The sequence below is a fragment of the Micromonospora sp. NPDC048986 genome (assembly GCF_040649335.1).
Lineage (GTDB): Bacteria > Actinomycetota > Actinomycetes > Mycobacteriales > Micromonosporaceae > Micromonospora > Micromonospora alfalfae.
Genome location: NZ_JBEZFJ010000020.1, coordinates 1 through 18,945 on the forward strand (window position 1 = coordinate 1; position 18,945 = coordinate 18,945).

Here is an 18,945-nt window from a genome sequence, read left to right on the forward strand (position 1 = left end):
GCCTGCTCGGCGGCGTCCCCGTCGAGCAGGCCGAGGATGTCATCACGTTCCAAGAGGGCGATCATCCACTCGTCGACCTTGAGGTCCACCGCTGCTTGATTTCGCCCAACGCAGCCCTGGTCCATACACACGTACAGGAGCGACTTCTGCCCGTAGCGCTCACCGTTCTTTGCCCTCTGACTGCTGCCCCTCCAAGTGACCCGGAGCATGCCGCCGCATGGGCCGCACTCACCGATGCCGTGGGTGACCTTGTGGCGGCGGGCCGCGTCCTTATGTGTCTGCCTGGCAGGGTCGGTCAGCAGGGCAACAACCCGGTCGTGGTCGTCGGGGTCAACGATTTTGGGCCAGGCGGCAGGTAGGTAGCACTCATCAGGGCGACCCCGGTGGTAGATGCGGAGGCTGATGTTGGCCGGTCTCAGGGCAAGCTTCCGCACACTGCTCTTGCCCCACTTGGTGCCGTCCTCGTTGCCTTTGGCCCGGTGTTTGCGCCTGTCTCCCGCCCTGGGGGGCAGAACACCACGGTCGTTCAGGTCATCGGTGATGCGGGCCAGGGACTCACCGCACAGGAGGCGTTCCACGATGTCCCGAACCACGTTCGCCTCGTCCGGGTTCTCCACGTCCTCAAAACCGATGACCTTGCCACGGCTGTCGTGTTGGTACTCGCGGGTCCACCCGTAGAGCACGTCACCGTTCGCTCGGCCTTCCTCGGCGCGCTCCTTCGCCGCGTCGATGATCCGTTCGGCCTTGGTTTCGGACTCCCCGGTGTCGGCCTCGCCCAGCATCCCGGCGACCATCCGACCCGCCGCTGAGCGTAGGTCCAGTTCGGGGCCGTTCTTCGGCAGAATGATCAGCTTTGCGGCACCAAGGGTGTCTATGCCCCCGGCGCGTTCGGTTCGGTTGCGCCATAGCCGGGAGGTATGGACGATGAGGATGCGGCGCTGGACGCCTGTGGGGTTCGGGGCAAGGACTGCCGCCATCAGCGCCTCGTAGTCGGGCCGGGGTGCCATCTTGGTAGCGCTGATGTCGTTGTCGGACCATTCGCCTGCGATCCGGCCGCCTCGGGCGGCGGAGAGTTCTCGCAGCTCACCAAGTTGTCGGGTGACGCCCTTTTCCAGCCCGATTTCGTCCTCGGAGATTCGGGCATACAGGTAGTCCTCGAACATCATGCGGGTAGACTACTGGCCCCTGTGCTCCCCCGCTATTTCCCGGCGGCCCGGGCAAGACCACGGACCCGGCCCACTTCGAGAGCATCATGAACGACCTGGAGTCCAAGGTCTTCGGGCGGCTGCCGGACGAGACCTGGTTCTACCCCGGCCACGGGCGGGACTCCACCCTCGGCGCCGAACGGCCGAACCTCGGCGAGTGGCGCTCCCGAGGTTGGTAACGACGGCCGCTTAGCTGGCCCGGGTCTGCTTGTCGGATCCGGGCCCGTCTTCATTCCGAAGGAACCTCAGGTACTGGAGGCCCGCGAACTTGACCTTCTCGGGCACGTTCGGGTCCTTGAACATCGCGATAATCTCTTCGACGGTCGGTTCGAACTGCTGAACCGGCTCAACCGGTCGGTCTAGTTCTTCCTCTGTGACGTACCCGAGAGCGATAGCCGCATGGACCGGGTTGATGCCGAGCGCAAGACAGACGGCGCGCACCTTCTCGGAGTCGGCCGTTGAGGCGTCTCCGCCTTCCCATCTGGTCAGAGTTCGGCGACTGACGCCTGAGGCTTCGACCAGGTCCTCCTGTCGCCAGCGAAGTCGTTTGCGTCCTTCGACGATGAGGCGCGCGAAGGCGGCACCACGATCCGGATCTGGCATGGGGACACCGTAAGCGCTGATCAGCGCTTGATCACGCGTTAGGTACGTCGTGCGTCGTGCGTCACTCATGACGCATCACCCCGTTGCAAGCGCTCCCCCAGCGTATTCATGGCGTCATCATTCCGTTACTCATCGATAAATACAACTCCCAAGTCCTGCGCGCCGGGGTTGTGCGTCACCCCCGACGCATGGCAGGCTGTGCGTCATGCCCAACGCACAGTTGCGAACCCGACGCGCCACACGTAGCGCACAACGGACCCTCGACTGGCCGCGCATCAAACACCGCTGCCAGGAACTCGGCGCCAGCACCAACATCGAGGCCGCCTTCCTCATGCAGATGTCGCCGAGCACCCTCGACGGGCTCCGCCTCGGCCGCCACGACACCAAGCTCAGCGTCGTCCTTCTGGCCGCCGAAATTCTCGAAATGCCGCTGGACGAGATGTTCACAACCCCGGTCGTTGACGCGCAGGCGGCCTGACATGCCCCGCTACAGCCTCGACGATCCGGCACTCCTGGTCGCCCTGCGCGCGGAGGCCAAAGAGGGTGCGGCGAGCTGGCCCGCCCCGGACGAGGAACAGCTTGCCAACCTGGCTCGACTGCTCGCTCCCCCGAAGGTTGCTCGTACTGCGCCGGTCCGGGCGACCGGCACCGTGGTCGAGCCTCGGAGGGCCGCATGACCGCTGTCGAGGTCTTCCAGTTCCCGGCTACCGGTCAGCAGATCCGGACCCTCATTCGTAACGGTGAGCCGATCTTCTGCGTCGCCGACGTGTGCCGGGGTCTTCAGCACAGCAACCCGTCGGTGGCAATGCGGCTGATCGACGAGGACGACCGGGTCATGGTCGACCTCCGAGAAACGGACAGCCCTAACCTAAACCGGACATCGATCAACCCGCAGATGTGGTTCGTCACCGAGTCCGGGTTCTACGCCCTGGCCCTGGCGAGTCAAGCGCCCGGAGCGAAGGCGTTCAAGCGGTGGATCACCCACGACGTGCTGCCGTCCCTGCGAAAGACGGGACGGTACGCGCTTCCCGCACAGCACGTTCTTCCGACGACGTACGCGCAGGCGCTTCGGGAGTTGGCCGCAACTGTCGAGGAACGAGACTTCGCCCGCGCTGAACTTGAGACCGCCGCACCGAAGGCTGAGGCGTGGGATGTGCTCGCGAGCGCTCACGGTGACTACAGCGTCCGCGAGGCCGCGTTCATCTTGAACCGCGACCCGGCAATCAGCACTGGTCAGCAGCGGCTTTTCCGACTGCTGCGCGAGTGGCGGCTGATCGACTCCAACGACATTCCGTACGCCGACCACGCGTCTCACGTTCGGCTTCGCGCCCGCGCCTACCAGAGCCCCCGGTCGGGTGAGGACCGCGTTTCCGAGCAGGTCCGGATCACAGCGGACGGCCTGCGCTACCTACACAAACGCCTGGGTGGGGCGGACCCGCTGCAAGTCGCCGCCTGACAAAACGAAGCGCCCGCCGGCTGCATCCGACGAGCGCTTCCACGTACCGCCATCACCTGATCCCCCGACGAAGGGCAGGACTAATGACGTCGACCAATGTACCAACGGTCAAGCTGTTACGCCAATCGACCACGCCGATCACTGTGCGCTACGGGCAGGCGAGTGTCAGCTACCTCCTCGGCTCCCCCGCCAAGACGGGCATCGCCCCCGGTAGCGGGGTGGCCGTAACCGGCACTGGACCCGCGAACGACCTGCGGATCTGCCTCAACCGGGCACTGAACCCGCTCGCCGAATCGCAGGCCGTCGTCCGCCGCGTCGCGGCGCTGGCGGAGGTGCCGCTGTGACCGCCGTGATGCCGCCGATGTTGCGGACCGTTGACCAGACCCGCGACCGCCGGCCCCTGCCAACGATGACCGACCCGGCGTGGGACGACTCCCGCACCGTGTGGGACATCGCCCTGTACCAGGAGCGGACCGTGTTCCCGGAGGCGCACGCCCTGGCGCACCCGCGTCCGGTGGTCGACTGCCCGTTCTGCCCGCCGACTGCTGGCGAGGCGCCGGATCGCAGTAACGAAAACTACTGGCGACAGGTGGCGTCATGAGCCGCCGGAGCGACCCAGTGATCGTCACCGTGATCGCCGTTGTCGTGATGCTGGTCGCGCTTGTCGTTGCGATTGCCGGGGGTGGCCAGTGAGCCGCCAGATGGTCGACGTTGCCGTCAAGCGGATGACCGCCCGGTATCAGCGGGCGTTGGCTAACCCCGGCCCCGCCGACGAGGTTCCGAACACGACCCTCCTCCAGCAGCACGGGGCGGCTGAACCGTCGTACTGGCACGAGGTGGTCAAGGACAAGCTGTGGCTTGGGCTGCCAATCGTATTCGCCGGTGCGCTCATCCTGGTCTTCCTGGCCGGTGCGCGATGACCGCCCCGGTTGTTGCCGATCGCGACCTGGAGCAGTTGTCTCCCGCTGCCCGCCAGCGCGCACAGATGGCCCTCGGCGGGGGAACTCCGGTGACGGTGTACCGGGTGCTGGTGTCGCAGCCTCGCCCGGTGTGGCCGGCTGAGGTGCTGCGCCGGATGGCGATCGGATTGCCGACGTCAGGGCTTCTCGTGGCCGAGAGTCCGCACCCGGACCATGAACCGATCGAGACAACGGACCCGGATGAGGCGCACCGGATCATGGACCGCCTGCGGTACGGGTGGCCTGAGCTGCGGGTGCGGATTGTCGCCGCCATTGAGGTGCGGCCGTGATCCGCCCGCTGCTGGTTCTTGTCGTCACCGGCCTGGTGTTCGTCATCGGCTTCTCGCTCGGCTACCAGCGCGGGTTCACCCGTGTCGAGGCCGTCGTTGCCGCCGCTGTTGAGACGGAGACCTCGTCTCTGGCTGCGCAACTCACTGCCGCTGAGGCTGCTCTCGCTGTTGTTGGCGAGGTTGAGCACGACCGGGCTGTTTGCGGCCGGTTGGGTGTCAACCCCTCGTACATCTCCCCGAACTTTTCCTCCCCTCGTGCCGGTGCTGACGTCCCCGTACCCGCACATTCCCTCCCCACCACCTCGCTAGGAGCCACCCATGCCTGAGCAGATCAACCAGCCTGTTGCTTCCTCCGACGAGGACACGCTGGTGTTGCGGATCCCGGCCCAACGGAATGGGCGCGGGTACGCCGGTGCCCGGTCGTACTCCGCCAGCAGCATCGCCACCAATTCGGTGCCTGCCCGTCGGATCCCGGCCCGGTCGCTGCGAGAGGCGCTGGGGCTGTGAACGAGGTGGAGCAGGCCAGTAACCAGCTCGCGGGGTGGTCGCAGCCGGTCCTCGGTGCGTTGATCGTGCTGTTCGTGATCGGCCTGGCCGTCGCGACGGGTGTGCGTATGTGGTGTCGGGCTCGGGGCCACGGCGACGACCCGTACGAGGGCCTGCCGACGTCCGCCGATGACCGGTTGATGGCGAACGCCGAGTGGGTCCAGGTCGGCATGTACGAGAAGGCAGACCAGCCGAACACCACCAACGCGGGCGTGTTCCGATGATTGCGACTGGCACCGACGACGGCATGGCTGTGGCGGTCACCGTCAGCACCCTCGGGATTCTGACATCGCTGGCGTTTCTTGGGTTGGGTTGGTGGGACAGCCGGCGGCAACGAGGCGTGCCGCAGGGCACCGACCCTGAGCAGTGGGCGGAGTCGAAGTTGACTCCTACTCGGGAGTGGCAGGCGGCCCACAACACCGGTGGCGGGTTTGTGAACCCGTCGTACTACTCGCGGATGTCGCACTCACCGGCACGGCACCGGCGCCCTGCGAGCGCCCCGGCGTCGGATGTGCAGGCGTGGCTGGGCGGGGTGTGGCTACTGCTGGTGGGGCCGGTTGACCGGTGGCGGCGTTCGCACCGGCGGGTTGAGCAGTCTGTGGTGCCGGTTGTGGCACCGGCGGAGATGCGGGTTGTTGACCCCGAGGACGCTCCGACCCGAAAGCCGTTCGATGCTCTGATCAACTCGGCGCACGTGCCGCAGGTCTTCCAGCCGCCGGCCGAACCGTTGGCGGAGATCCCCCGCCCGTCGTGGGACTGGATCACCCGCCGAACCACGTACCTCAACCAGCTCGCCCGTGGCGACCACGACGTTACCGAACCGCTGCCCCGGATCCCCGCCGACGCTGAAACCGAGGTGGCGGCGTGATCACGGCATCTGTCGCGCCGATCGAAACGGTGACCGTCACCCCAGGGCAGTTCCTTGCCGCGTTCGCGGTGTGGATCCTCCTGCTCGCGATTGCGATCGGCGGCACCGTGTGGGCGATGCACCAGCCGGCCGAGGCCGATGACGACCCGGAGCAGACGGTGGAGATCCGCCCCCACGGCCGGTACCGGTCGCGCCGACACCGGACCGGCGTCACCCACTCCGACCCGTCGGCGAACACGACCGTTGACCTGGACCGGATTCGGGTGCTGGCCGGCGGTGGTCAGTCGTGAGCGACATTCTGATCAACCTCACCCCGCACCCGATGCACATCTACGGACCTGACTGCCCGGACCGGATTGAGCCTGGATCCGTCGAGCCGATCGCAGTGATCCCGGTTGAACCGGAGGAGTGTCGTACGCGCCTCGGCACCGTGGACCTTGGTCGGGCTGAGGGCGGCATCAACTACGGCGCCGCGAACATTCCGGTGTACATCGTTCGTCACGGGAATACGACGAACCTGCCGGAGCGTCGGCCGGGGGTCTGGTACTTCGTCGCGCTCGTAGTCGCACTGGCGAACCCGCAACGTCACGACCTGCTGGTGGCGTACGAAGCGGTTCGGAACCTGGATGGGGCAATGATCGGCTGCCGTTCGTTGGCTCTGCCGGTCGGCGGTGATCCCCAATGAGCGTTATGGACGCCGCGTTCGGCGAGATGTTCTCGGGTTCTCGGGCCGCCACCGGATTTGGCCTGCTGATGATCGTCGGCGGAGTCGGGGTGTTCCTGCTGTACGGCGCCGAACGGTCCGTTCTTCGGATCTTCCGGCGGGTTCGCCCCCGTCGTCAACGCCCGACCCCGGTCCGGGTCGACGTGGTCCCCGCACCAACTCAGCGGCAGTACGAAACGCACCTACCGCCGATGGTGTGGGGTACCCCGGTTGAGCCGGTGACCGTACTGATCCCCCGGTACACGGATGAGCCTGACGCGACCGCTGTCCTGCCGCGCATCTACGGGCAGGTGGGGCGCCGGTGAGTTTCGACAGCAAGACCTTCGTGGTCGTCACCTGCGACGGTAAGCCGGACTGCAAGCCGTGGATCGACGGCGCCTCCCCGCACTTCGATGGGCTACTCGATGCCCTCGCATGGTTGCGGGACAACGGCTGGTTGGTGGCTGATACCCGTCTGTTGTGCCCGGTGTGTACCCGTGTGGCGGAGTGTGAGGCAACAAGTCACACGTGGTCGGACTGGCTCCCTACGGAAACGAACGGAGTTCGGTACCGGTGGCGGTGGTGCGAACGATGCAACGAGGCAACCGAAACGGATCCGCCGCTTGAGGTGCTGATCCAGCGCGGCCAAGCGGCTCTCGACGCGGAGCAGATTCTCTCCGAGGCTGACCGGACGTTGGGCGGTAACCGGTGAACGCCGCCGACCTGGTCGCCGTCGGGGTGACCCTCATCGTGTTGTCGGGCGGGGCAACGTTGATGGAGTGGCCGTTCCTGCCGGCGGCGCTGCGTGGGTGCGGGCTCGGGCTCCTGATTGCGGGAGTACTGCAAGCGCGGCGGGGTGCCCAGTGAGCGCGGTTGCACGGTTGGCCACGGCCGAGGGGGACGTGGCCCACTGTCACAGGTCGGTGGGGTCGCCGAGTGCTTCGCGCGCCAGGCGGTACCACTCCATCGGCACGACTACAGCTTCGTCTTTGGCGTGCTTGGCAATGACGGTGTGGACACCTTCGTTGCGGGCGAGATCGACGCGTAGTCCGAGCACCTTCCGTGCCGCTTCGACGCCCATCCGTTCGGTCTTCGCCATGTCCGGATCGTACAGGGCTCCTTCAGGACTTCCGTACGGCTCGACCCTGACCGTTAGTACCATCAGTAACTCCTTAAGGTCTAGCTCTGGTAACTCCTTAAGGAACAGGGTAAGCTCATGGGTGTTGGAGGTCAATCAGACCCCAGCCCAGCAGGGCAAATGCCGCTATCAACTGGAGCTGCCATGACGCTCACGATGACCCCGGCCTACCGCACCGTCGTCCGCCTCAACACCGGTACCACCGTCGTTGTCGGCAGCCCCACGGGCTACGACATCGCCGACGACGTGCACGCCGCGCTCTATGACGGCGGCCTGGCCGACGCGGTGGTCACCGTCGACCTCGACGCGATGACCGCAACGATCACCGACGCCGGTGACCTCACCCCGATCGGCACCGCGACCATCACCGCCCTCCGCGTCACCCCGTCGATCGTCGGGGGTGGCTGGTGAAGGCCATCACCGCGAAGATCCGTCGGGCCCTCCACCGCTGCGACCCAATCGAGTGCTGGTGCGAACTGACACCGGCGGACGCCAAGGGCCTCGACACCCGGCCGGTCGCCGAGACGAACTGCTGGGACTGCGGAGTCCTGGCAGGTCAGCGGCACGAGTGGAGTTGCCGCGAGGTCCCGGCTGACCTGTTCATCGCCTTCCTGTCCAGCAAGCGGAGCTGAACCCATGCCTAACAAGATCGAAACCGAGCCGGCCGACCGGTCGTTCGTGGTCTGGTTCGACTCGAACGACTCCCCGTTCAACGTCTTCCACCGCGACGACAAGTACGCCTCGGAGGGCGACGACCTTGAGCGGTGGAACGGCGTCGATCAGCTCGACACCGACGACATGCCTTGGACTTGGGACGGGCTGTGTAAAGAGATGGACGGGCTCGACGGCCCGTACCTGCTGGTGCTCGCCGGGGTGTCGGCATGAGGGGCTTGGGTGACATTGGGCCTCTGCTCCCCGCCCTCGGACCAGCACCGACCGCCCGCCAGCACGTTCTGGATTGTCGCGCCGACCAGCGGTCGCATTGGATCGACTGCGAATGCTGGTGCCACGACGACGCCACAGGCGACGCCGTTGCGGGGTTCTACGACGGGATGCGCACGGCAACAATCGCCGGCTTGATGGAGGAGTTTGGCCCTCAGTCTGGTGACCCGCGATGACGACAACCCCGATCCGCTTCGACCAGGACGCCAACGTCGACTACCGGCGCACCCGCGCCTACTACATGGCATCGGAAGCCGTCATCTGCCCGACCTGCAAGAGCGGATTCGGCCGTCAGTGCCAGTCGACCGGCGGCGGCAACTTCGCCGTCGTGCCGACCCACAAGGCGCGTCTCGCCCGGATCGCCGGATGGTCGACCGAGCAGCGGCACACGTACGGCGAGTTGGTGTGGCAGTACCGCCGTACCCCGTGGGACGCCCCGGCCGAGGTGCGCGCGGAAGCTGAGGCTGCCGCCGCGCCGATCCCGGCCAAGGACACGAAGCAGCCGACCCCGAAGGGGGTGCGGCTCTCCGAGAACCAGGCTGAGGAGATCGAGCGAACCGCGTACAACGGCGGCAAGACGGCGGCACCGACCAGCCACTTCCACGGCGACCACCATGCCCGGCAGACCATTCAGGCGTTGGCAGCGAAGGGCATCCTCGCCAAGGGCGAATTGACCGATGACGGGTACCACCGCGAGTACACGCTGACCCCGTTCGGGTGGGAGGTGTACCGCCAACACCGGCTGATCATTCACCGGCTTTCGGATGAGCAGATCGACGCGTTTATCGCCCAGCAGTCGGGCGGTACCGGTGAGGACTGCGACGACCACATGCCCGCTGCCGACGCCGTGGAGCTGGCCGCATGAACGCCCCGAACACGGAGCAGCCGTTCTCGCCGCTGGTCGCCCAGATCTTGACCGCAAACGCCTCGTACGCAGCCCAGACCTCCTCCGCCCTGATCGACTCCCTCGCCGCAGAGGTCGCAACCCTCCGCGCCCAGCGGGCCGCGATCCGGGAAGGCGTGAGGCAGTTGCTCGACGGCGAATACATGCCGACCCCAGCCGCGATCATCCGGCGCCTGTATCCGACCGCCACGACGGTCGACCTGTACCGCGACAAGACCACTGACTGACAACCCCTTCTGAACCTGCCGCGAAGAGGAGTATCACCTATGGCACTGAAGACACGTAAGCCGACTGGCAAGATCCCGCCGCCCGTTGTCCTTGTCGAAGGTGACGAAGGTGCCGGCAAGTCGTGGTCCGCCGCGATACTGTCCGCCTCCGACAAGGTTGGTCGGACCTTCTGGCTACAGGTCGGCACCGAAGTCACCGCCGACGAGTACGGGCTGATTGAGGGCGTCCGTTACGAGATCATCGAACACGACGGTTCGTGGCGGGCCATCTACGGCGCCGTGGTCGACGCGAAGACCGAAGCTGAGCAGGCTCGGAAACGCGGTGAGAAGCCCACCGTCCTCGTCATCGACCAGATGGGTGCGATCTGGGACCTGCTGTCGGAGTGGGCGTACAACCGGGCCAAGGGGTCCACGTCGAACGTGAAGAAGCTCGCTGCCGATCCGAACGCCGAGATCGACATCACGTCGAACTACTGGAACGACGCCACCGCCCGTTGGCGCAAGCTCATGACGACCGTACTCACCTTCCCCGGCATCGTGGTCCTGCTGGCACGTGGCCGGGAAACGGCGCTGATCGAGAACGGCAAGCCCGTCAATGGGAAGAAGGACTACCGGGTCGAGGGCCAGAAGGGCATGGCGTTCGACGTGCCCGTCTGGGTGCGGATGACCCGCGACGGCAACCCGGTCCTCGTGAAGCGCCGCTCGGTTCACAACGCCGTGCTGCCCAACCAGCGTCCCCGCGCACTCCCGGGGTTCACGCTGGAAAAGTTCATTTTCGAGACGTTGCAGTACGACCCGGCGACCGCCGGGGACCGGGAGGTTGTTCCGCTCGCCGCCGGGGATGACGCCCCACTGTCGGTGGCCGCGTCGGTGATCGATCTGGCGATCACGTCCGCGACAACCGAACGGGAGTTGCGGGCTGCTCACGGCAAGGTGAAGCCGGCGCTCGACAAGGGCGACATCAGCCAGGCTGAGGCCGCGACCCTCTGGGCGCTGGTGAACGACCGGAAGCCACAGGTCGCCCCTGAGGTGACCCCGAACGCGACACCGAACGAGCGCCAGCCGGTTGAGGCCGTCGCCTGATGAACACCACAAGCGGTCAGCTCACCCCGAGCCAGGTAGCGGCACAACTTGCCGCCCTGGCTCGGGAGTTGGACGAGGCGGTCAAGGCGGTCGAACGCGCCGACCTTGACCGCACTCAGAAACGCGCCGAGTTCGACCTTGCCCACGCGAAGGCGTTCCTTGGTGCCGAAGGGTCGATGGACATTCGGAAGTACCAGGCCGTCATCGCAACCCACGACTTGCGGGTGGAGGCGGACGTTGCTGATGCGGCGTTCCGCCACCTCCAACGCCGCATCTCCGCGATCAACACCCGCGTTGAGGTCGGCCGGTCCGTGAACAGCGCACTGAAGACCGAGATGAACCTCGGTGGATTGGACGGCACCCCGTGAACCGAGCTGACACCGCGCGGGCTATCGCCGCCTGCGAAACCATCGCGAAGCGCCTCCGTGCCGCCCTTGTCGCCGACGCTGAGAACGAGTTCCGCGAGCAGGGCACTGTGCCGACGTGGCGCTTGCCCGGCATCACCGTGTCCGGGTCGACCACGCACCCGTCTGTGGCGATCGTGGACGAGGCCGCGTTCCTCGCCTGGGTGGCCGAGCGGTACCCGACCGAGGTTGAGACGGTTGTTATCACCCGGGCCCGACCGGCGTGGCAGTCGTCATTCCTTACCGGTGTTGCGTCTCGTGGTGAGCCGGCCTGCGACGACCAGGGCGAAACGGTCCCTGGTCTCGAATGGCGCCCCGGTGGCGATTTCGGCGGTATTTCGCTGCGGGTCGACGCGACCACGAAGGCGCTCATCGGTACCCACGCTGATGAGATCGTGGCCGGTCTTCGTCCGCTGGAATTGCCGTCGGAGGTGTCGTTGTGAAGCGCGGCGCCCCGTTGAAGACGTACACGCCGCTTGCTCGGAAGACCCGGTTGCGTCAGGTGTCGGAGAAGCGCGCCGCTACCCCGGTGAAGCGTGCCCGTGTTGCCCCGGCGGTCTCGCCCGGCGTGCGTACGGTGCTACTGGACCGGTCCGGCGGGTGGTGCGAAATGGCCCTCACCGGTTGCCTCGGTACCGGCACGGACCCTGCTCACCGGCTCGCCCGGAAAGCTGGTGGTCGGAAGGGTGCTGCGAAGGCCGCGAACGACCGTCCGTCGAACGCCTTGTGGGCGTGTCGACGGTGTCACGACTGGTCGGAAGCGCGGCCGGCGGAGTCGTACGAACTGGGGCTGATGCTCCGCGAAGGCCAGGAGCCGACGCTGGAGCCCGTGGTTCGCCGTGGCGTGCTGGTGTACCTCGCGGACGACGGCGCTGTGCTGCCGTTCAAGGCGGTGGCGGCATGAGCCCCTTGCGCGTGCTGGTCACCTCTTCTCGTACCTGGTCCAACCGTGACGCGGTCCACGACGCCCTCGACATCGTTGCTTTCGCCGCCCGTGACGCCGGTTTCCCCGGTCTGACCGTTGTCGAAGGCGCCTGCCCCACGGGCGGGGACGCGATGGCGTACGAGTGGGTCAGGGGCCGCCGCCGCCGTGGCTGGCCCGTGACGTCGGAACGACACCCCGCGAAGTGGCGTCTCCACGGGCGCGGCGCGGGGCCGCTACGGAACGGCAACATGGTCGACCTCGGCGCCGGCCTGTGTTTGGCGTTCATCGACGCCTGCTCCGACCCGAGGTGCCGCCGCGTCGAAGGTCACGGATCCCACGGCGCCGCCGGCTGCTCCGACCTCGCCGAGGCCGCCGGGATTCGCGTTCACCAGTTCCTTGGTTCATCCGTCGTGCCGACGCCGGACGCCGACGATACCGACGCACTTATCGAAGCGGTCTTGGCCGCCGCGAACCTGACTACCGCCAAGGAGACGTCCCGATGAAGGCCATCACACTGCGCGTTGAGTGGGCTTACGCCGTGGCCCACCTCGGCAAGACGGTGGAGAACCGGGTCTGGTACCCGCCGAAGGGTTTCACCGGTGACCTTGCCATCCACGTCGGCTCGACCCGCAGCCACACGGCGTCGGAGTTCATCGCCGGCCTCGGCCTGGCCTTGCCCGACACCCTGCCAACCAGCGTCGTCGTCGCGGTGGTGCACGTTGACGGCCACCACATCGAGTCGGAGTGCGACCGGTTCGGCGGCTGTTCCCCGTGGGCGATGTTTGCCGAACCGGGGGCCAAGCCCCTGTACCACTGGGAGTTGTCCCACAACCGGCCCCTGACCCCGGTACCCGCCGGTGGAGCACTGGGGTTGTGGGAGCTGTCCCCTGCGGTGGACCTCGCGGTACACGCCCAGCTCGCCACGGCGGTGGCCTTGTGACGACCGCAACCGGAATCCGGATCACCGTGATCGGCACGCCGAAGCCAAAGGGCAGCCTCAAGCACATCGGCCGAGGCCGCCTGGTCGAGCAGGTCACCGGGTCTACCCCGTGGCGGCAAACCGTGGCGTGGGCCGCCCGCAGCCAGCACCACGGCGACCCGATTGCTGACCCTGCCGTAGTGCTGTTCGAGGTGCGCGTGGCCCTGCCGAAATCGGCCCCGAAGCGCCGCATCATCTGGCCCGCCACCCGATCCTCCGGAGACATCGACAAGCATGCCAGGAACATTCTCGACGCCCTCGTTGACGGCGGGATCCTCGCCGACGACTCGCGGGTGGTTGACCTCCGAGGCCGTAAGCGGCACTGCCTGCCCGGTGAACAGCCCGGCGCGGTGATCTGCGTACGGCCCGCTACTGACACCGACCTGACGGGAGACCTCTCATGACCATCACCGACACGCACGCCACCGACCGGTTCGACGCCGCCACCCAGGAACACATCAACCTGATCCGGGACGAGATCCAGGACAACCTGGAACGGGTCGCGACCAGCACCGACCCAACCGAGTTGCGGGGACTCGCAACCAGCCTCGGTTGGCAGGCTGCTGCCCTCCTTGAGGGGCTAACGATGGGGTCGATCGAGCGGGTGTCGCTGCGTGCCCAACTCAAGGCTGCCAGCAAGCAGGCGTCGTAATGCGTCGCATCCAGTGGACCCGGTACGCCGGCCAGCCGCTCCCGCCGAACACGAAGCTCATCACGCGGCCTGGCAAGTACGGCAACCCATGGAAGGTCGGCGACGGCGCCACGCGCGAAGACGTTGTGGCCCGGTTCGAGTCCTACCTTGCCGACCGGTCGCAGCACCCCGAGGTTGCCTACCCGTCCGACGACGAAATCGTCCGCGACCTCGACGGCTACGACCTCGCCTGCGCCTGCAACCACCACGGCCCCTGCCACGGCGACGCCCTGATTCGCCACATCCACACCCTGAACCTTCTCGCCACCACTGGAGGTGCCCGATGACCGCCACCCGCCCTGCCGCTAACCGTCCCATGATCGACCTCGACGCCGGCTCCGCCCACCAGTACGGGTACCGGAACCCACTGACTCTCGACGGGCCCGGGTTCACCACCCCCAAGGCGACCACCGAGGACCACTCCGACGACCGCGTTCCGGCGAACACCACCGGCGGCACCCGATGAGCCACCGTGGCGCGTTCAGTTTCGTGTCCGACCACCGGTCAGCGCCCGTTGACGACTGGCGGGAGCGGGCCGCTTGTGGTGGCGGCAAGGAAGATCCCGAGCTGTTCTTCGCCGTCGGTAGCAGCGGCCCCGCCCTCATCCAGAACGAGCAAGCCAAGGCCGTGTGCCGCCGGTGTGACGTGATCGACGAGTGCCTTCAGTGGGCGCTTGAAGGTGGAGTCGATGACGGTGTCTGGGGCGGTATGGATGAGGAGGAACGCCGGGCGGTCAAGCGTCGTGGTGGCCTTCGTGTCCTCGGGAGCCAGGCGGCATGAGCACCCTAACCTCTACCCCGCTGTACGGGTACACGGAGCAGGGCAAAATTCCCCACTACCTGCGCGACGGTCGGAAGCTGACCCTGTGCGGGCCGGCGGTGTCATACATCCCAACGGTCCAGCCCGTGTTCCCTGCGGCGGTGTGCCAGAACTGCACCAACCTTGCCGACACGGGCACCGAGTACGTCACCGCCGATCAGGTGGCCCCCGAGGTTGAGGGTGTCTGCCCGGAATGCAACGGCACCGTCGTCCTCAACGACCTGGCGATGATCCAACCGCACGGGGAGTACCGGATCGGCCGGAACGGCCCGTACTGGTCCAAGGACCCGTGCGCCGGTGCCGGGCACGCCCCGGAGGTGACCGAATGAAGGCGCCCATCGACCTCCACCCCGACGACGCCATCACCAGACTCATGCTTCGCGACCTTCTCGTTCACTACCGTCACCGCGCCAACCTGAGCCAGCGGGCCCTCGGACGCAAACTCGACCTCACGCAAACAACGATTGCCCGCCACGAAGCTGGGCAGTCATGGATGCTGTTCACCCTGTACCGGTGGGCGCCCGCCGTAGGTGGGCGGCTTCTCCTGCGACCGGTTGGGTTGCCCGACGCCCCCGATGAAGTACAGGCGCTCGCAGCAATGCGCCCCGCTGACCTAACCCGAGGACACGAGTACACCCGAGCGGCCCTCGCTGCTGAACTGACCGCAGCACGGATCGCTCTCGGTGTGACCCGCGAAGAACTTGGCGAGGTTCTTGACTGCGCCGAGAGCGGGATTCGTGAACTTGAGGCGGCCCGAGGCGACACCCTCCTCGGCACCGTCCAACGGCACTGCCGCGCACTCGGCGGGGCGCTGTGGATCGGTCTGGAACCACTACCCGTCGAGCAGATGGCGGCAGCCTGATGGCTATCGGATGCGGCACCCACAACCGAGGTCTCGCCGGGTGCCTCGACTGCCGGCGGGTCGACTCGGCCTACCGGCGTCGCCGCGACCGCATGATCAGCGCCGGTATCTGGAAGCACCGAGTCCCCGCAGACACCGTTTTTGCGCACGTCGGTGAGCTACAGGCGCAAGGAATGAGCCTCGCCGCCATTGCCCGCGCGGCGAACATCGCCCCCCGAACACTGTGGTCAGCGATGCACACCCCGCGCCTTTGGCTTCAAGGGTCGACCGGTCACGCCATCCTCGGCGTCACCCCCCAACCAAGCCTGCCGGCCGGGTTCGTCCACAGCGTCGGCGCTACCCGTCGGATACGGGCGCTCGTTGCGATTGGCTACAGCCTCAGTGGCATAGCCCGCGCGCTCAACAAGTGGGTTCAACCGGTACTGGACCTCGCGTGGGCGAAACGCCCAACCGTCACCGAGGACACGCACCAACTTGTTGCCGACCTATACGAGCGACTGTCTGACAACCCCGGGACCTCAGTTCGGGCGCGTAACACCGCCCGGAGGAACGGGTGGGTGCCGCCGGTGGCGTGGGATGACAACATCGACGACCCGGACGCTGAACCGTACGAGGTTGGGCCAGCTCCCGACGCGCTCGTTGATGACGTTGCAATCGACTGTGCCCTAGCCGGCGAACAGGTTCACCTGTCGCCTCTGGAGGAACACCACGCCGTACACGTCGGCCATGACCGTGGCATGAGCATCACGCGGATCAGCATCCGGTTGGGGATGTCCAGGGACAAGGTTTGCAGGCTCGCGGGCACTCCTCTTCCCGGCATCTACGAACTGGTGGCCTGATGTCGACCACAGCTCACCGTCCTGCGCCCCGCCCGTTGTGCGAGGGGCGGATCCCGGAGTACTGGGAGACCGGCGACGACGGAAACCGACTCGCTCTCATGTTGTGCCGTGTTTGCCCCGCCCGCACGGACACCACCTGCGCAGCAGGCACACCTGACCCTCGCCCCCACGGCGTCATCCGCGCCGGTGTCGCCTACTCCGAAGCCGGCTACCCCCTCGGCATCTGCGGATGCGGCTACCCATTCCTCACGGGCCACGGCGGACCAAACACCCTGTGCCACCACTGCGACCCGCCGATGTCCTGGTTCCGGCTCACGATCACCACCTGGGCTGAGGAGAAGGGCTACGGGGCGAAACGCATCGCCCGGCAACTTGGCTACCACCCCACCTCCGTCCGCAACGCAATGGACAAGTGGGGCATCACCCGCAACGACACAACTTCCGAACGAAAGGCGGCCTGAAATGGCAGGAGACACGACGATCACCGTGATCGGGAACCTGACCGACGATCCGGAACTTCGGTTCACCCCGTCGGGTGCGGCGGTGGCGAAGTTCCGCATCGCGAGCACCCCGAGTCACTTCGACAAGCAGCAGCAGAAGTTCGTTGACGACGAGCCCCTGTTCCTTGCGTGCAACATCTGGCGGCAGGCGGCTGAGCACGTCGCCGAGTCGTTGCAGCGCGGAGCACGGGTGATCGTCTCGGGTCGGCTGCGTCAGCGGTCGTACGAGACCCGCGAGGGTGAGAAGCGCACCGTCATCGAGCTGGAGGTCGACGAGATCGGCCCATCGCTGCGGTACGCCACGGCGAAGGTCCAGAAGATGGCCCGGTCCAGCGGCAACACCTCGGCGGGCACCACGCCTCAGGGTGGCGGGTTCGATGACCCCTGGGCATCTCAGGGGACGGGTAACGGACAGGCCGGCTCCTTCGACTCTGAACCTCCTTTCTGATGGGCGCCGTGACGCGCCGCCGCGCCTTGGCCGGGTTCGCCGGCCTCCTCGCGTTGCCGGTACTGGCCGCTTGCGGTCCGGCCGACGAAGAGGACTGCGACGCCGACGACCTGCTTGAGGGCGACGAGGACTGCGACCTCGGCGGTGGCAAGAAGTCCAAGAGCAAGTCGAAGTCCAAGTCGAAGGGCTCGGGTTCTTCCCGTAGTCGCCGCTGACCTGCTGTTTCCGGCGCGGTCCCGCTCCCTGGCGGGCCGCGCCGGACCCATCCCCCACCCATCATCGACGGAGGTGATTGCGATGGCCGCCCGAGCCGAAGGACCAAGTCGCGCCGAGGACCTGCACTACAACGGCATCCACACCCAGTGCAAGGCGGCCCCGTGGGGAGCGCGAGCCAGCGACGACACCCACCGCCGGTGCACCAAGGCCGGCACTGTTGAGCAAGTCCACGGACACGACTTCGACGGACCGTTGTGGGACGCGTGTGGCTGCGTCGACTGGGCGGTGAGCCCGTGATTACCGACGCCGAACTCCGCCACGGCTACACCCTCGCCGACGTCAGCCGCCTATCTCGGGTTGCTACCCGCATGGCTGGCACCTTCGCCGCCGACTACACCGACCTGACATCGTGGGCTTGGTCCGCGATTGTTGAGTACCTGTACGCCGCCGACCACTGGCCTCCGGAGCACCGCCTCATTGAGGCCGGGAAGCGAGCCGTGTGGGATTCCGTGCGGGTCGAGCAGCGGGAGCACGGCGGGTCGTCACGGGCGAACTATGAGCCAGGTTCGATGGCTGCCTTCCAACGGTACTGGTGGGCGTACAACGCCGTCGTATCCTCCCCCGAGGACGCGATTGTGGAACGAACAGCATTGCGCCAGGTGCTGCCCCTGCTAACCACATACCAACATCAGGCTCTTTCGGCTGTCGCCGCACACGACGGGGATGTGGATGCCGCCGCCGCCGCGTTGGGCGTCAACCGGTCGGTCGTCACAACCAGGTTGCAGGCCGCCCGTAAACGCGTCCTCGGCGCCTGGCATGAGGGCGGCACACCGCCACGCGGTATATGGCGGCGCTCTAGCCCCGGATCGGGTCGACCTCACGTCGACCGCACCGCCCCGGAACACCTCGGGGGTCACTGCGGACGCGGCCACCTGTTTGACCGCCAGAACACGGCGGTACGAGCCAATGGGAAACGTGAGTGCCGCCGGTGTGTGGCGGACGCTGCCGGTCGCCGCCGCCGCGCTCAGACTGCCCGGACCTTGGTCGGTGCCGCGTGAGCACCCTGCCTCTGAATGACGACGACATCCACCTGCTCGAACTTCTCGCTGACGGTCACACCCGAGCGGCGATCGGCCTCCGCCTCAACCGGACTACCGGGGCGGTCACGATGGCGGTAAGCCGCCTGTACGCAGTCCTGGGTGTGACGAACGGGGCTGGGGCCGTTGCGACCGCGATCGAACGGGGGCTTATCCCGGCGAAGCGGCGTCCCCGTTACGGGCCCAACGATGTGGTGGCGTGCCCAAGTGACTCGGCTCGCCGCCGGCACCTGGCCCACGG

The 18,945-nt window shown here is 66.9% G+C and carries 42 protein-coding genes and 1 pseudogene; 40 read left to right on the plus strand and 3 right to left on the minus strand.

Annotation, left to right across the window (positions count from 1 at the left end; genetic code table 11):
- On the minus strand, positions 1 to 1,166 hold a 1,166-nt coding region (locus AB0B94_RS30310; RefSeq protein ID WP_357288303.1), incomplete at its 3' end, for a recombinase family protein.
- A gap of 32 nt (positions 1,167 to 1,198) precedes the next feature.
- Here AB0B94_RS30310 and AB0B94_RS30315 point away from each other — a divergent pair.
- Positions 1,199 to 1,384 (plus strand): annotated as a pseudogene (locus AB0B94_RS30315) (MBL fold metallo-hydrolase); the annotation flags it as partial.
- Positions 1,385 to 1,394: 10 nt separating this feature from the next.
- On the opposite strand, the gene AB0B94_RS30320 reads toward AB0B94_RS30315, so the two are convergent.
- A complete protein-coding gene (locus AB0B94_RS30320) occupies positions 1,395 to 1,808 on the minus strand; it encodes a helix-turn-helix domain-containing protein (RefSeq protein WP_357288306.1) in 414 nt (137 codons plus the stop codon).
- Positions 1,809 to 2,013: 205 nt separating this feature from the next.
- On the opposite strand from AB0B94_RS30320, the gene AB0B94_RS30325 reads away from it, so the two are divergent.
- The 15 genes from AB0B94_RS30325 to AB0B94_RS30395 all read left to right on the plus strand — a co-directional run bounded on the left by AB0B94_RS30325 (position 2,014) and on the right by AB0B94_RS30395 (position 7,342).
- Positions 2,014 to 2,286, plus strand: coding sequence for a hypothetical protein (locus tag AB0B94_RS30325; RefSeq protein ID WP_357288310.1), 273 nt, complete (start codon positions 2,014 to 2,016; stop codon positions 2,284 to 2,286).
- A 1-nt stretch (position 2,287) separates the two neighbouring features.
- Positions 2,288 to 2,485 carry a hypothetical protein gene (locus AB0B94_RS30330; protein ID WP_357288313.1) on the plus strand — a complete coding sequence of 66 codons (198 nt, stop codon included), beginning with the start codon at positions 2,288 to 2,290 and terminating at the stop codon, positions 2,483 to 2,485.
- Entirely contained in the window at positions 2,482 to 3,264 is a 783-nt protein-coding gene (locus AB0B94_RS30335; RefSeq protein WP_357288317.1) for a BRO family protein, read from the plus strand. The genes AB0B94_RS30330 and AB0B94_RS30335 overlap by 4 nt, the downstream gene beginning before the upstream one ends.
- 83 nt (positions 3,265 to 3,347) lie before the next feature.
- Complete coding sequence (locus tag AB0B94_RS30340; RefSeq protein WP_357288320.1) at positions 3,348 to 3,608, plus strand: hypothetical protein; 261 nt, start codon at positions 3,348 to 3,350, stop codon at positions 3,606 to 3,608.
- The gene (locus AB0B94_RS30345; RefSeq protein ID WP_357288323.1) at positions 3,605 to 3,865 is read left to right on the plus strand and encodes a hypothetical protein; all 261 of its coding nucleotides are present in this window, start codon (positions 3,605 to 3,607) and stop codon (positions 3,863 to 3,865) included. Before AB0B94_RS30340 ends, AB0B94_RS30345 begins: the two co-directional genes overlap by 4 nt.
- 100 nt (positions 3,866 to 3,965) lie before the next feature.
- Entirely contained in the window at positions 3,966 to 4,184 is a 219-nt protein-coding gene (locus AB0B94_RS30350) for a hypothetical protein (RefSeq protein WP_357288326.1), read from the plus strand.
- Positions 4,181 to 4,513: a hypothetical protein gene (locus AB0B94_RS30355; protein WP_357288329.1), complete on the plus strand. Its 333-nt coding sequence runs from the start codon at positions 4,181 to 4,183 to the stop codon at positions 4,511 to 4,513. The genes AB0B94_RS30350 and AB0B94_RS30355 overlap by 4 nt, the downstream gene beginning before the upstream one ends.
- Positions 4,510 to 4,839, plus strand: a complete 330-nt coding sequence (locus AB0B94_RS30360; protein ID WP_357288332.1) for a hypothetical protein — start codon at positions 4,510 to 4,512, stop codon at positions 4,837 to 4,839. The genes AB0B94_RS30355 and AB0B94_RS30360 overlap by 4 nt, the downstream gene beginning before the upstream one ends.
- The gene (locus AB0B94_RS30365) at positions 4,832 to 5,020 is read left to right on the plus strand and encodes a hypothetical protein (protein ID WP_357288335.1); all 189 of its coding nucleotides are present in this window, start codon (positions 4,832 to 4,834) and stop codon (positions 5,018 to 5,020) included. The genes AB0B94_RS30360 and AB0B94_RS30365 overlap by 8 nt, the downstream gene beginning before the upstream one ends.
- Positions 5,017 to 5,283, plus strand: coding sequence for a hypothetical protein (locus AB0B94_RS30370; protein ID WP_357288339.1), 267 nt, complete (start codon positions 5,017 to 5,019; stop codon positions 5,281 to 5,283). The genes AB0B94_RS30365 and AB0B94_RS30370 overlap by 4 nt, the downstream gene beginning before the upstream one ends.
- A complete protein-coding gene (locus tag AB0B94_RS30375) occupies positions 5,280 to 5,927 on the plus strand; it encodes a hypothetical protein (protein ID WP_357288343.1) in 648 nt (215 codons plus the stop codon). The genes AB0B94_RS30370 and AB0B94_RS30375 overlap by 4 nt, the downstream gene beginning before the upstream one ends.
- Positions 5,924 to 6,217 (plus strand): hypothetical protein, encoded by a 294-nt coding sequence (locus AB0B94_RS30380; protein WP_357288346.1) that lies wholly within the window; start codon positions 5,924 to 5,926, stop codon positions 6,215 to 6,217. The genes AB0B94_RS30375 and AB0B94_RS30380 overlap by 4 nt, the downstream gene beginning before the upstream one ends.
- Entirely contained in the window at positions 6,214 to 6,612 is a 399-nt protein-coding gene (locus tag AB0B94_RS30385) for a hypothetical protein (RefSeq protein WP_357288349.1), read from the plus strand. The genes AB0B94_RS30380 and AB0B94_RS30385 overlap by 4 nt, the downstream gene beginning before the upstream one ends.
- Positions 6,609 to 6,956 (plus strand): hypothetical protein, encoded by a 348-nt coding sequence (locus AB0B94_RS30390; RefSeq protein ID WP_357288352.1) that lies wholly within the window; start codon positions 6,609 to 6,611, stop codon positions 6,954 to 6,956. Before AB0B94_RS30385 ends, AB0B94_RS30390 begins: the two co-directional genes overlap by 4 nt.
- Positions 6,953 to 7,342 (plus strand): hypothetical protein, encoded by a 390-nt coding sequence (locus AB0B94_RS30395; protein ID WP_357288355.1) that lies wholly within the window; start codon positions 6,953 to 6,955, stop codon positions 7,340 to 7,342. The genes AB0B94_RS30390 and AB0B94_RS30395 overlap by 4 nt, the downstream gene beginning before the upstream one ends.
- Before the next feature lie 201 nt (positions 7,343 to 7,543).
- On the opposite strand, the gene AB0B94_RS30400 is transcribed toward AB0B94_RS30395, so the two are convergent.
- Positions 7,544 to 7,729, minus strand: coding sequence for a hypothetical protein (locus tag AB0B94_RS30400; RefSeq protein WP_357288358.1), 186 nt, complete (start codon positions 7,727 to 7,729; stop codon positions 7,544 to 7,546).
- A 183-nt stretch (positions 7,730 to 7,912) separates the two neighbouring features.
- Here AB0B94_RS30400 and AB0B94_RS30405 point away from each other — a divergent pair, with 183 nt between their 5' ends.
- From AB0B94_RS30405 to AB0B94_RS30520, 24 genes are all read left to right on the plus strand, one after another.
- A complete protein-coding gene (locus AB0B94_RS30405; RefSeq protein WP_357288361.1) occupies positions 7,913 to 8,179 on the plus strand; it encodes a hypothetical protein in 267 nt (88 codons plus the stop codon).
- Positions 8,176 to 8,400: a hypothetical protein gene (locus AB0B94_RS30410; RefSeq protein WP_357288364.1), complete on the plus strand. Its 225-nt coding sequence runs from the start codon at positions 8,176 to 8,178 to the stop codon at positions 8,398 to 8,400. The genes AB0B94_RS30405 and AB0B94_RS30410 overlap by 4 nt, the downstream gene beginning before the upstream one ends.
- 4 nt (positions 8,401 to 8,404) lie before the next feature.
- Positions 8,405 to 8,653 carry a hypothetical protein gene (locus AB0B94_RS30415; protein ID WP_357288367.1) on the plus strand — a complete coding sequence of 83 codons (249 nt, stop codon included), beginning with the start codon at positions 8,405 to 8,407 and terminating at the stop codon, positions 8,651 to 8,653.
- A 229-nt stretch (positions 8,654 to 8,882) separates the two neighbouring features.
- Positions 8,883 to 9,575 carry a hypothetical protein gene (locus tag AB0B94_RS30420; RefSeq protein WP_357288370.1) on the plus strand — a complete coding sequence of 231 codons (693 nt, stop codon included), beginning with the start codon at positions 8,883 to 8,885 and terminating at the stop codon, positions 9,573 to 9,575.
- On the plus strand, positions 9,572 to 9,841 hold the full coding sequence (locus AB0B94_RS30425; protein WP_357288373.1) for a hypothetical protein: 270 nt from the start codon (positions 9,572 to 9,574) through the stop codon (positions 9,839 to 9,841). The genes AB0B94_RS30420 and AB0B94_RS30425 overlap by 4 nt, the downstream gene beginning before the upstream one ends.
- A 39-nt stretch (positions 9,842 to 9,880) precedes the next feature.
- Positions 9,881 to 10,924 (plus strand): AAA family ATPase, encoded by a 1,044-nt coding sequence (locus AB0B94_RS30430; RefSeq protein WP_357288376.1) that lies wholly within the window; start codon positions 9,881 to 9,883, stop codon positions 10,922 to 10,924.
- A gap of 68 nt (positions 10,925 to 10,992) precedes the next feature.
- A complete protein-coding gene (locus tag AB0B94_RS30435; protein ID WP_357288379.1) occupies positions 10,993 to 11,292 on the plus strand; it encodes a hypothetical protein in 300 nt (99 codons plus the stop codon).
- A gap of 164 nt (positions 11,293 to 11,456) precedes the next feature.
- Positions 11,457 to 11,771 carry a hypothetical protein gene (locus AB0B94_RS30440; protein WP_357288382.1) on the plus strand — a complete coding sequence of 105 codons (315 nt, stop codon included), beginning with the start codon at positions 11,457 to 11,459 and terminating at the stop codon, positions 11,769 to 11,771.
- Entirely contained in the window at positions 11,768 to 12,232 is a 465-nt protein-coding gene (locus AB0B94_RS30445) for a hypothetical protein (RefSeq protein ID WP_357288385.1), read from the plus strand. Before AB0B94_RS30440 ends, AB0B94_RS30445 begins: the two co-directional genes overlap by 4 nt.
- Positions 12,229 to 12,756 (plus strand): SLOG family protein, encoded by a 528-nt coding sequence (locus AB0B94_RS30450; RefSeq protein ID WP_357288388.1) that lies wholly within the window; start codon positions 12,229 to 12,231, stop codon positions 12,754 to 12,756. Before AB0B94_RS30445 ends, AB0B94_RS30450 begins: the two co-directional genes overlap by 4 nt.
- Positions 12,753 to 13,193: a hypothetical protein gene (locus AB0B94_RS30455; RefSeq protein ID WP_357288391.1), complete on the plus strand. Its 441-nt coding sequence runs from the start codon at positions 12,753 to 12,755 to the stop codon at positions 13,191 to 13,193. Before AB0B94_RS30450 ends, AB0B94_RS30455 begins: the two co-directional genes overlap by 4 nt.
- Positions 13,190 to 13,636: a RusA family crossover junction endodeoxyribonuclease gene (locus tag AB0B94_RS30460; protein WP_357288394.1), complete on the plus strand. Its 447-nt coding sequence runs from the start codon at positions 13,190 to 13,192 to the stop codon at positions 13,634 to 13,636. The genes AB0B94_RS30455 and AB0B94_RS30460 overlap by 4 nt, the downstream gene beginning before the upstream one ends.
- Entirely contained in the window at positions 13,633 to 13,884 is a 252-nt protein-coding gene (locus AB0B94_RS30465; RefSeq protein WP_357288397.1) for a hypothetical protein, read from the plus strand. Before AB0B94_RS30460 ends, AB0B94_RS30465 begins: the two co-directional genes overlap by 4 nt.
- Positions 13,884 to 14,210 carry a DUF4326 domain-containing protein gene (locus AB0B94_RS30470; protein WP_357288400.1) on the plus strand — a complete coding sequence of 109 codons (327 nt, stop codon included), beginning with the start codon at positions 13,884 to 13,886 and terminating at the stop codon, positions 14,208 to 14,210. The genes AB0B94_RS30465 and AB0B94_RS30470 overlap by 1 nt, the downstream gene beginning before the upstream one ends.
- Positions 14,207 to 14,389, plus strand: a complete 183-nt coding sequence (locus tag AB0B94_RS30475; RefSeq protein WP_357288404.1) for a hypothetical protein — start codon at positions 14,207 to 14,209, stop codon at positions 14,387 to 14,389. Before AB0B94_RS30470 ends, AB0B94_RS30475 begins: the two co-directional genes overlap by 4 nt.
- The gene (locus AB0B94_RS30480; RefSeq protein WP_357288407.1) at positions 14,386 to 14,703 is read left to right on the plus strand and encodes a WhiB family transcriptional regulator; all 318 of its coding nucleotides are present in this window, start codon (positions 14,386 to 14,388) and stop codon (positions 14,701 to 14,703) included. The genes AB0B94_RS30475 and AB0B94_RS30480 overlap by 4 nt, the downstream gene beginning before the upstream one ends.
- The gene (locus AB0B94_RS30485) at positions 14,700 to 15,071 is read left to right on the plus strand and encodes a hypothetical protein (protein ID WP_357288409.1); all 372 of its coding nucleotides are present in this window, start codon (positions 14,700 to 14,702) and stop codon (positions 15,069 to 15,071) included. The genes AB0B94_RS30480 and AB0B94_RS30485 overlap by 4 nt, the downstream gene beginning before the upstream one ends.
- On the plus strand, positions 15,068 to 15,604 hold the full coding sequence (locus AB0B94_RS30490) for a hypothetical protein (protein WP_357288411.1): 537 nt from the start codon (positions 15,068 to 15,070) through the stop codon (positions 15,602 to 15,604). Before AB0B94_RS30485 ends, AB0B94_RS30490 begins: the two co-directional genes overlap by 4 nt.
- 173 nt (positions 15,605 to 15,777) lie before the next feature.
- Entirely contained in the window at positions 15,778 to 16,443 is a 666-nt protein-coding gene (locus tag AB0B94_RS30495; RefSeq protein ID WP_357288414.1) for a hypothetical protein, read from the plus strand.
- 296 nt (positions 16,444 to 16,739) lie between these two features.
- Positions 16,740 to 16,904 carry a hypothetical protein gene (locus tag AB0B94_RS30500; protein WP_357288417.1) on the plus strand — a complete coding sequence of 55 codons (165 nt, stop codon included), beginning with the start codon at positions 16,740 to 16,742 and terminating at the stop codon, positions 16,902 to 16,904.
- A gap of 1 nt (position 16,905) precedes the next feature.
- Positions 16,906 to 17,391, plus strand: coding sequence for a single-stranded DNA-binding protein (locus AB0B94_RS30505; protein WP_357288421.1), 486 nt, complete (start codon positions 16,906 to 16,908; stop codon positions 17,389 to 17,391).
- Positions 17,391 to 17,606 (plus strand): hypothetical protein, encoded by a 216-nt coding sequence (locus tag AB0B94_RS30510; protein WP_357288424.1) that lies wholly within the window; start codon positions 17,391 to 17,393, stop codon positions 17,604 to 17,606. The genes AB0B94_RS30505 and AB0B94_RS30510 overlap by 1 nt, the downstream gene beginning before the upstream one ends.
- An 82-nt stretch (positions 17,607 to 17,688) precedes the next feature.
- Complete coding sequence (locus tag AB0B94_RS30515) at positions 17,689 to 17,904, plus strand: hypothetical protein (RefSeq protein WP_357288427.1); 216 nt, start codon at positions 17,689 to 17,691, stop codon at positions 17,902 to 17,904.
- Positions 17,901 to 18,665 carry a hypothetical protein gene (locus tag AB0B94_RS30520; RefSeq protein ID WP_357288430.1) on the plus strand — a complete coding sequence of 255 codons (765 nt, stop codon included), beginning with the start codon at positions 17,901 to 17,903 and terminating at the stop codon, positions 18,663 to 18,665. The genes AB0B94_RS30515 and AB0B94_RS30520 overlap by 4 nt, the downstream gene beginning before the upstream one ends.
- Positions 18,666 to 18,945: the final 280 nt, after the last annotated feature.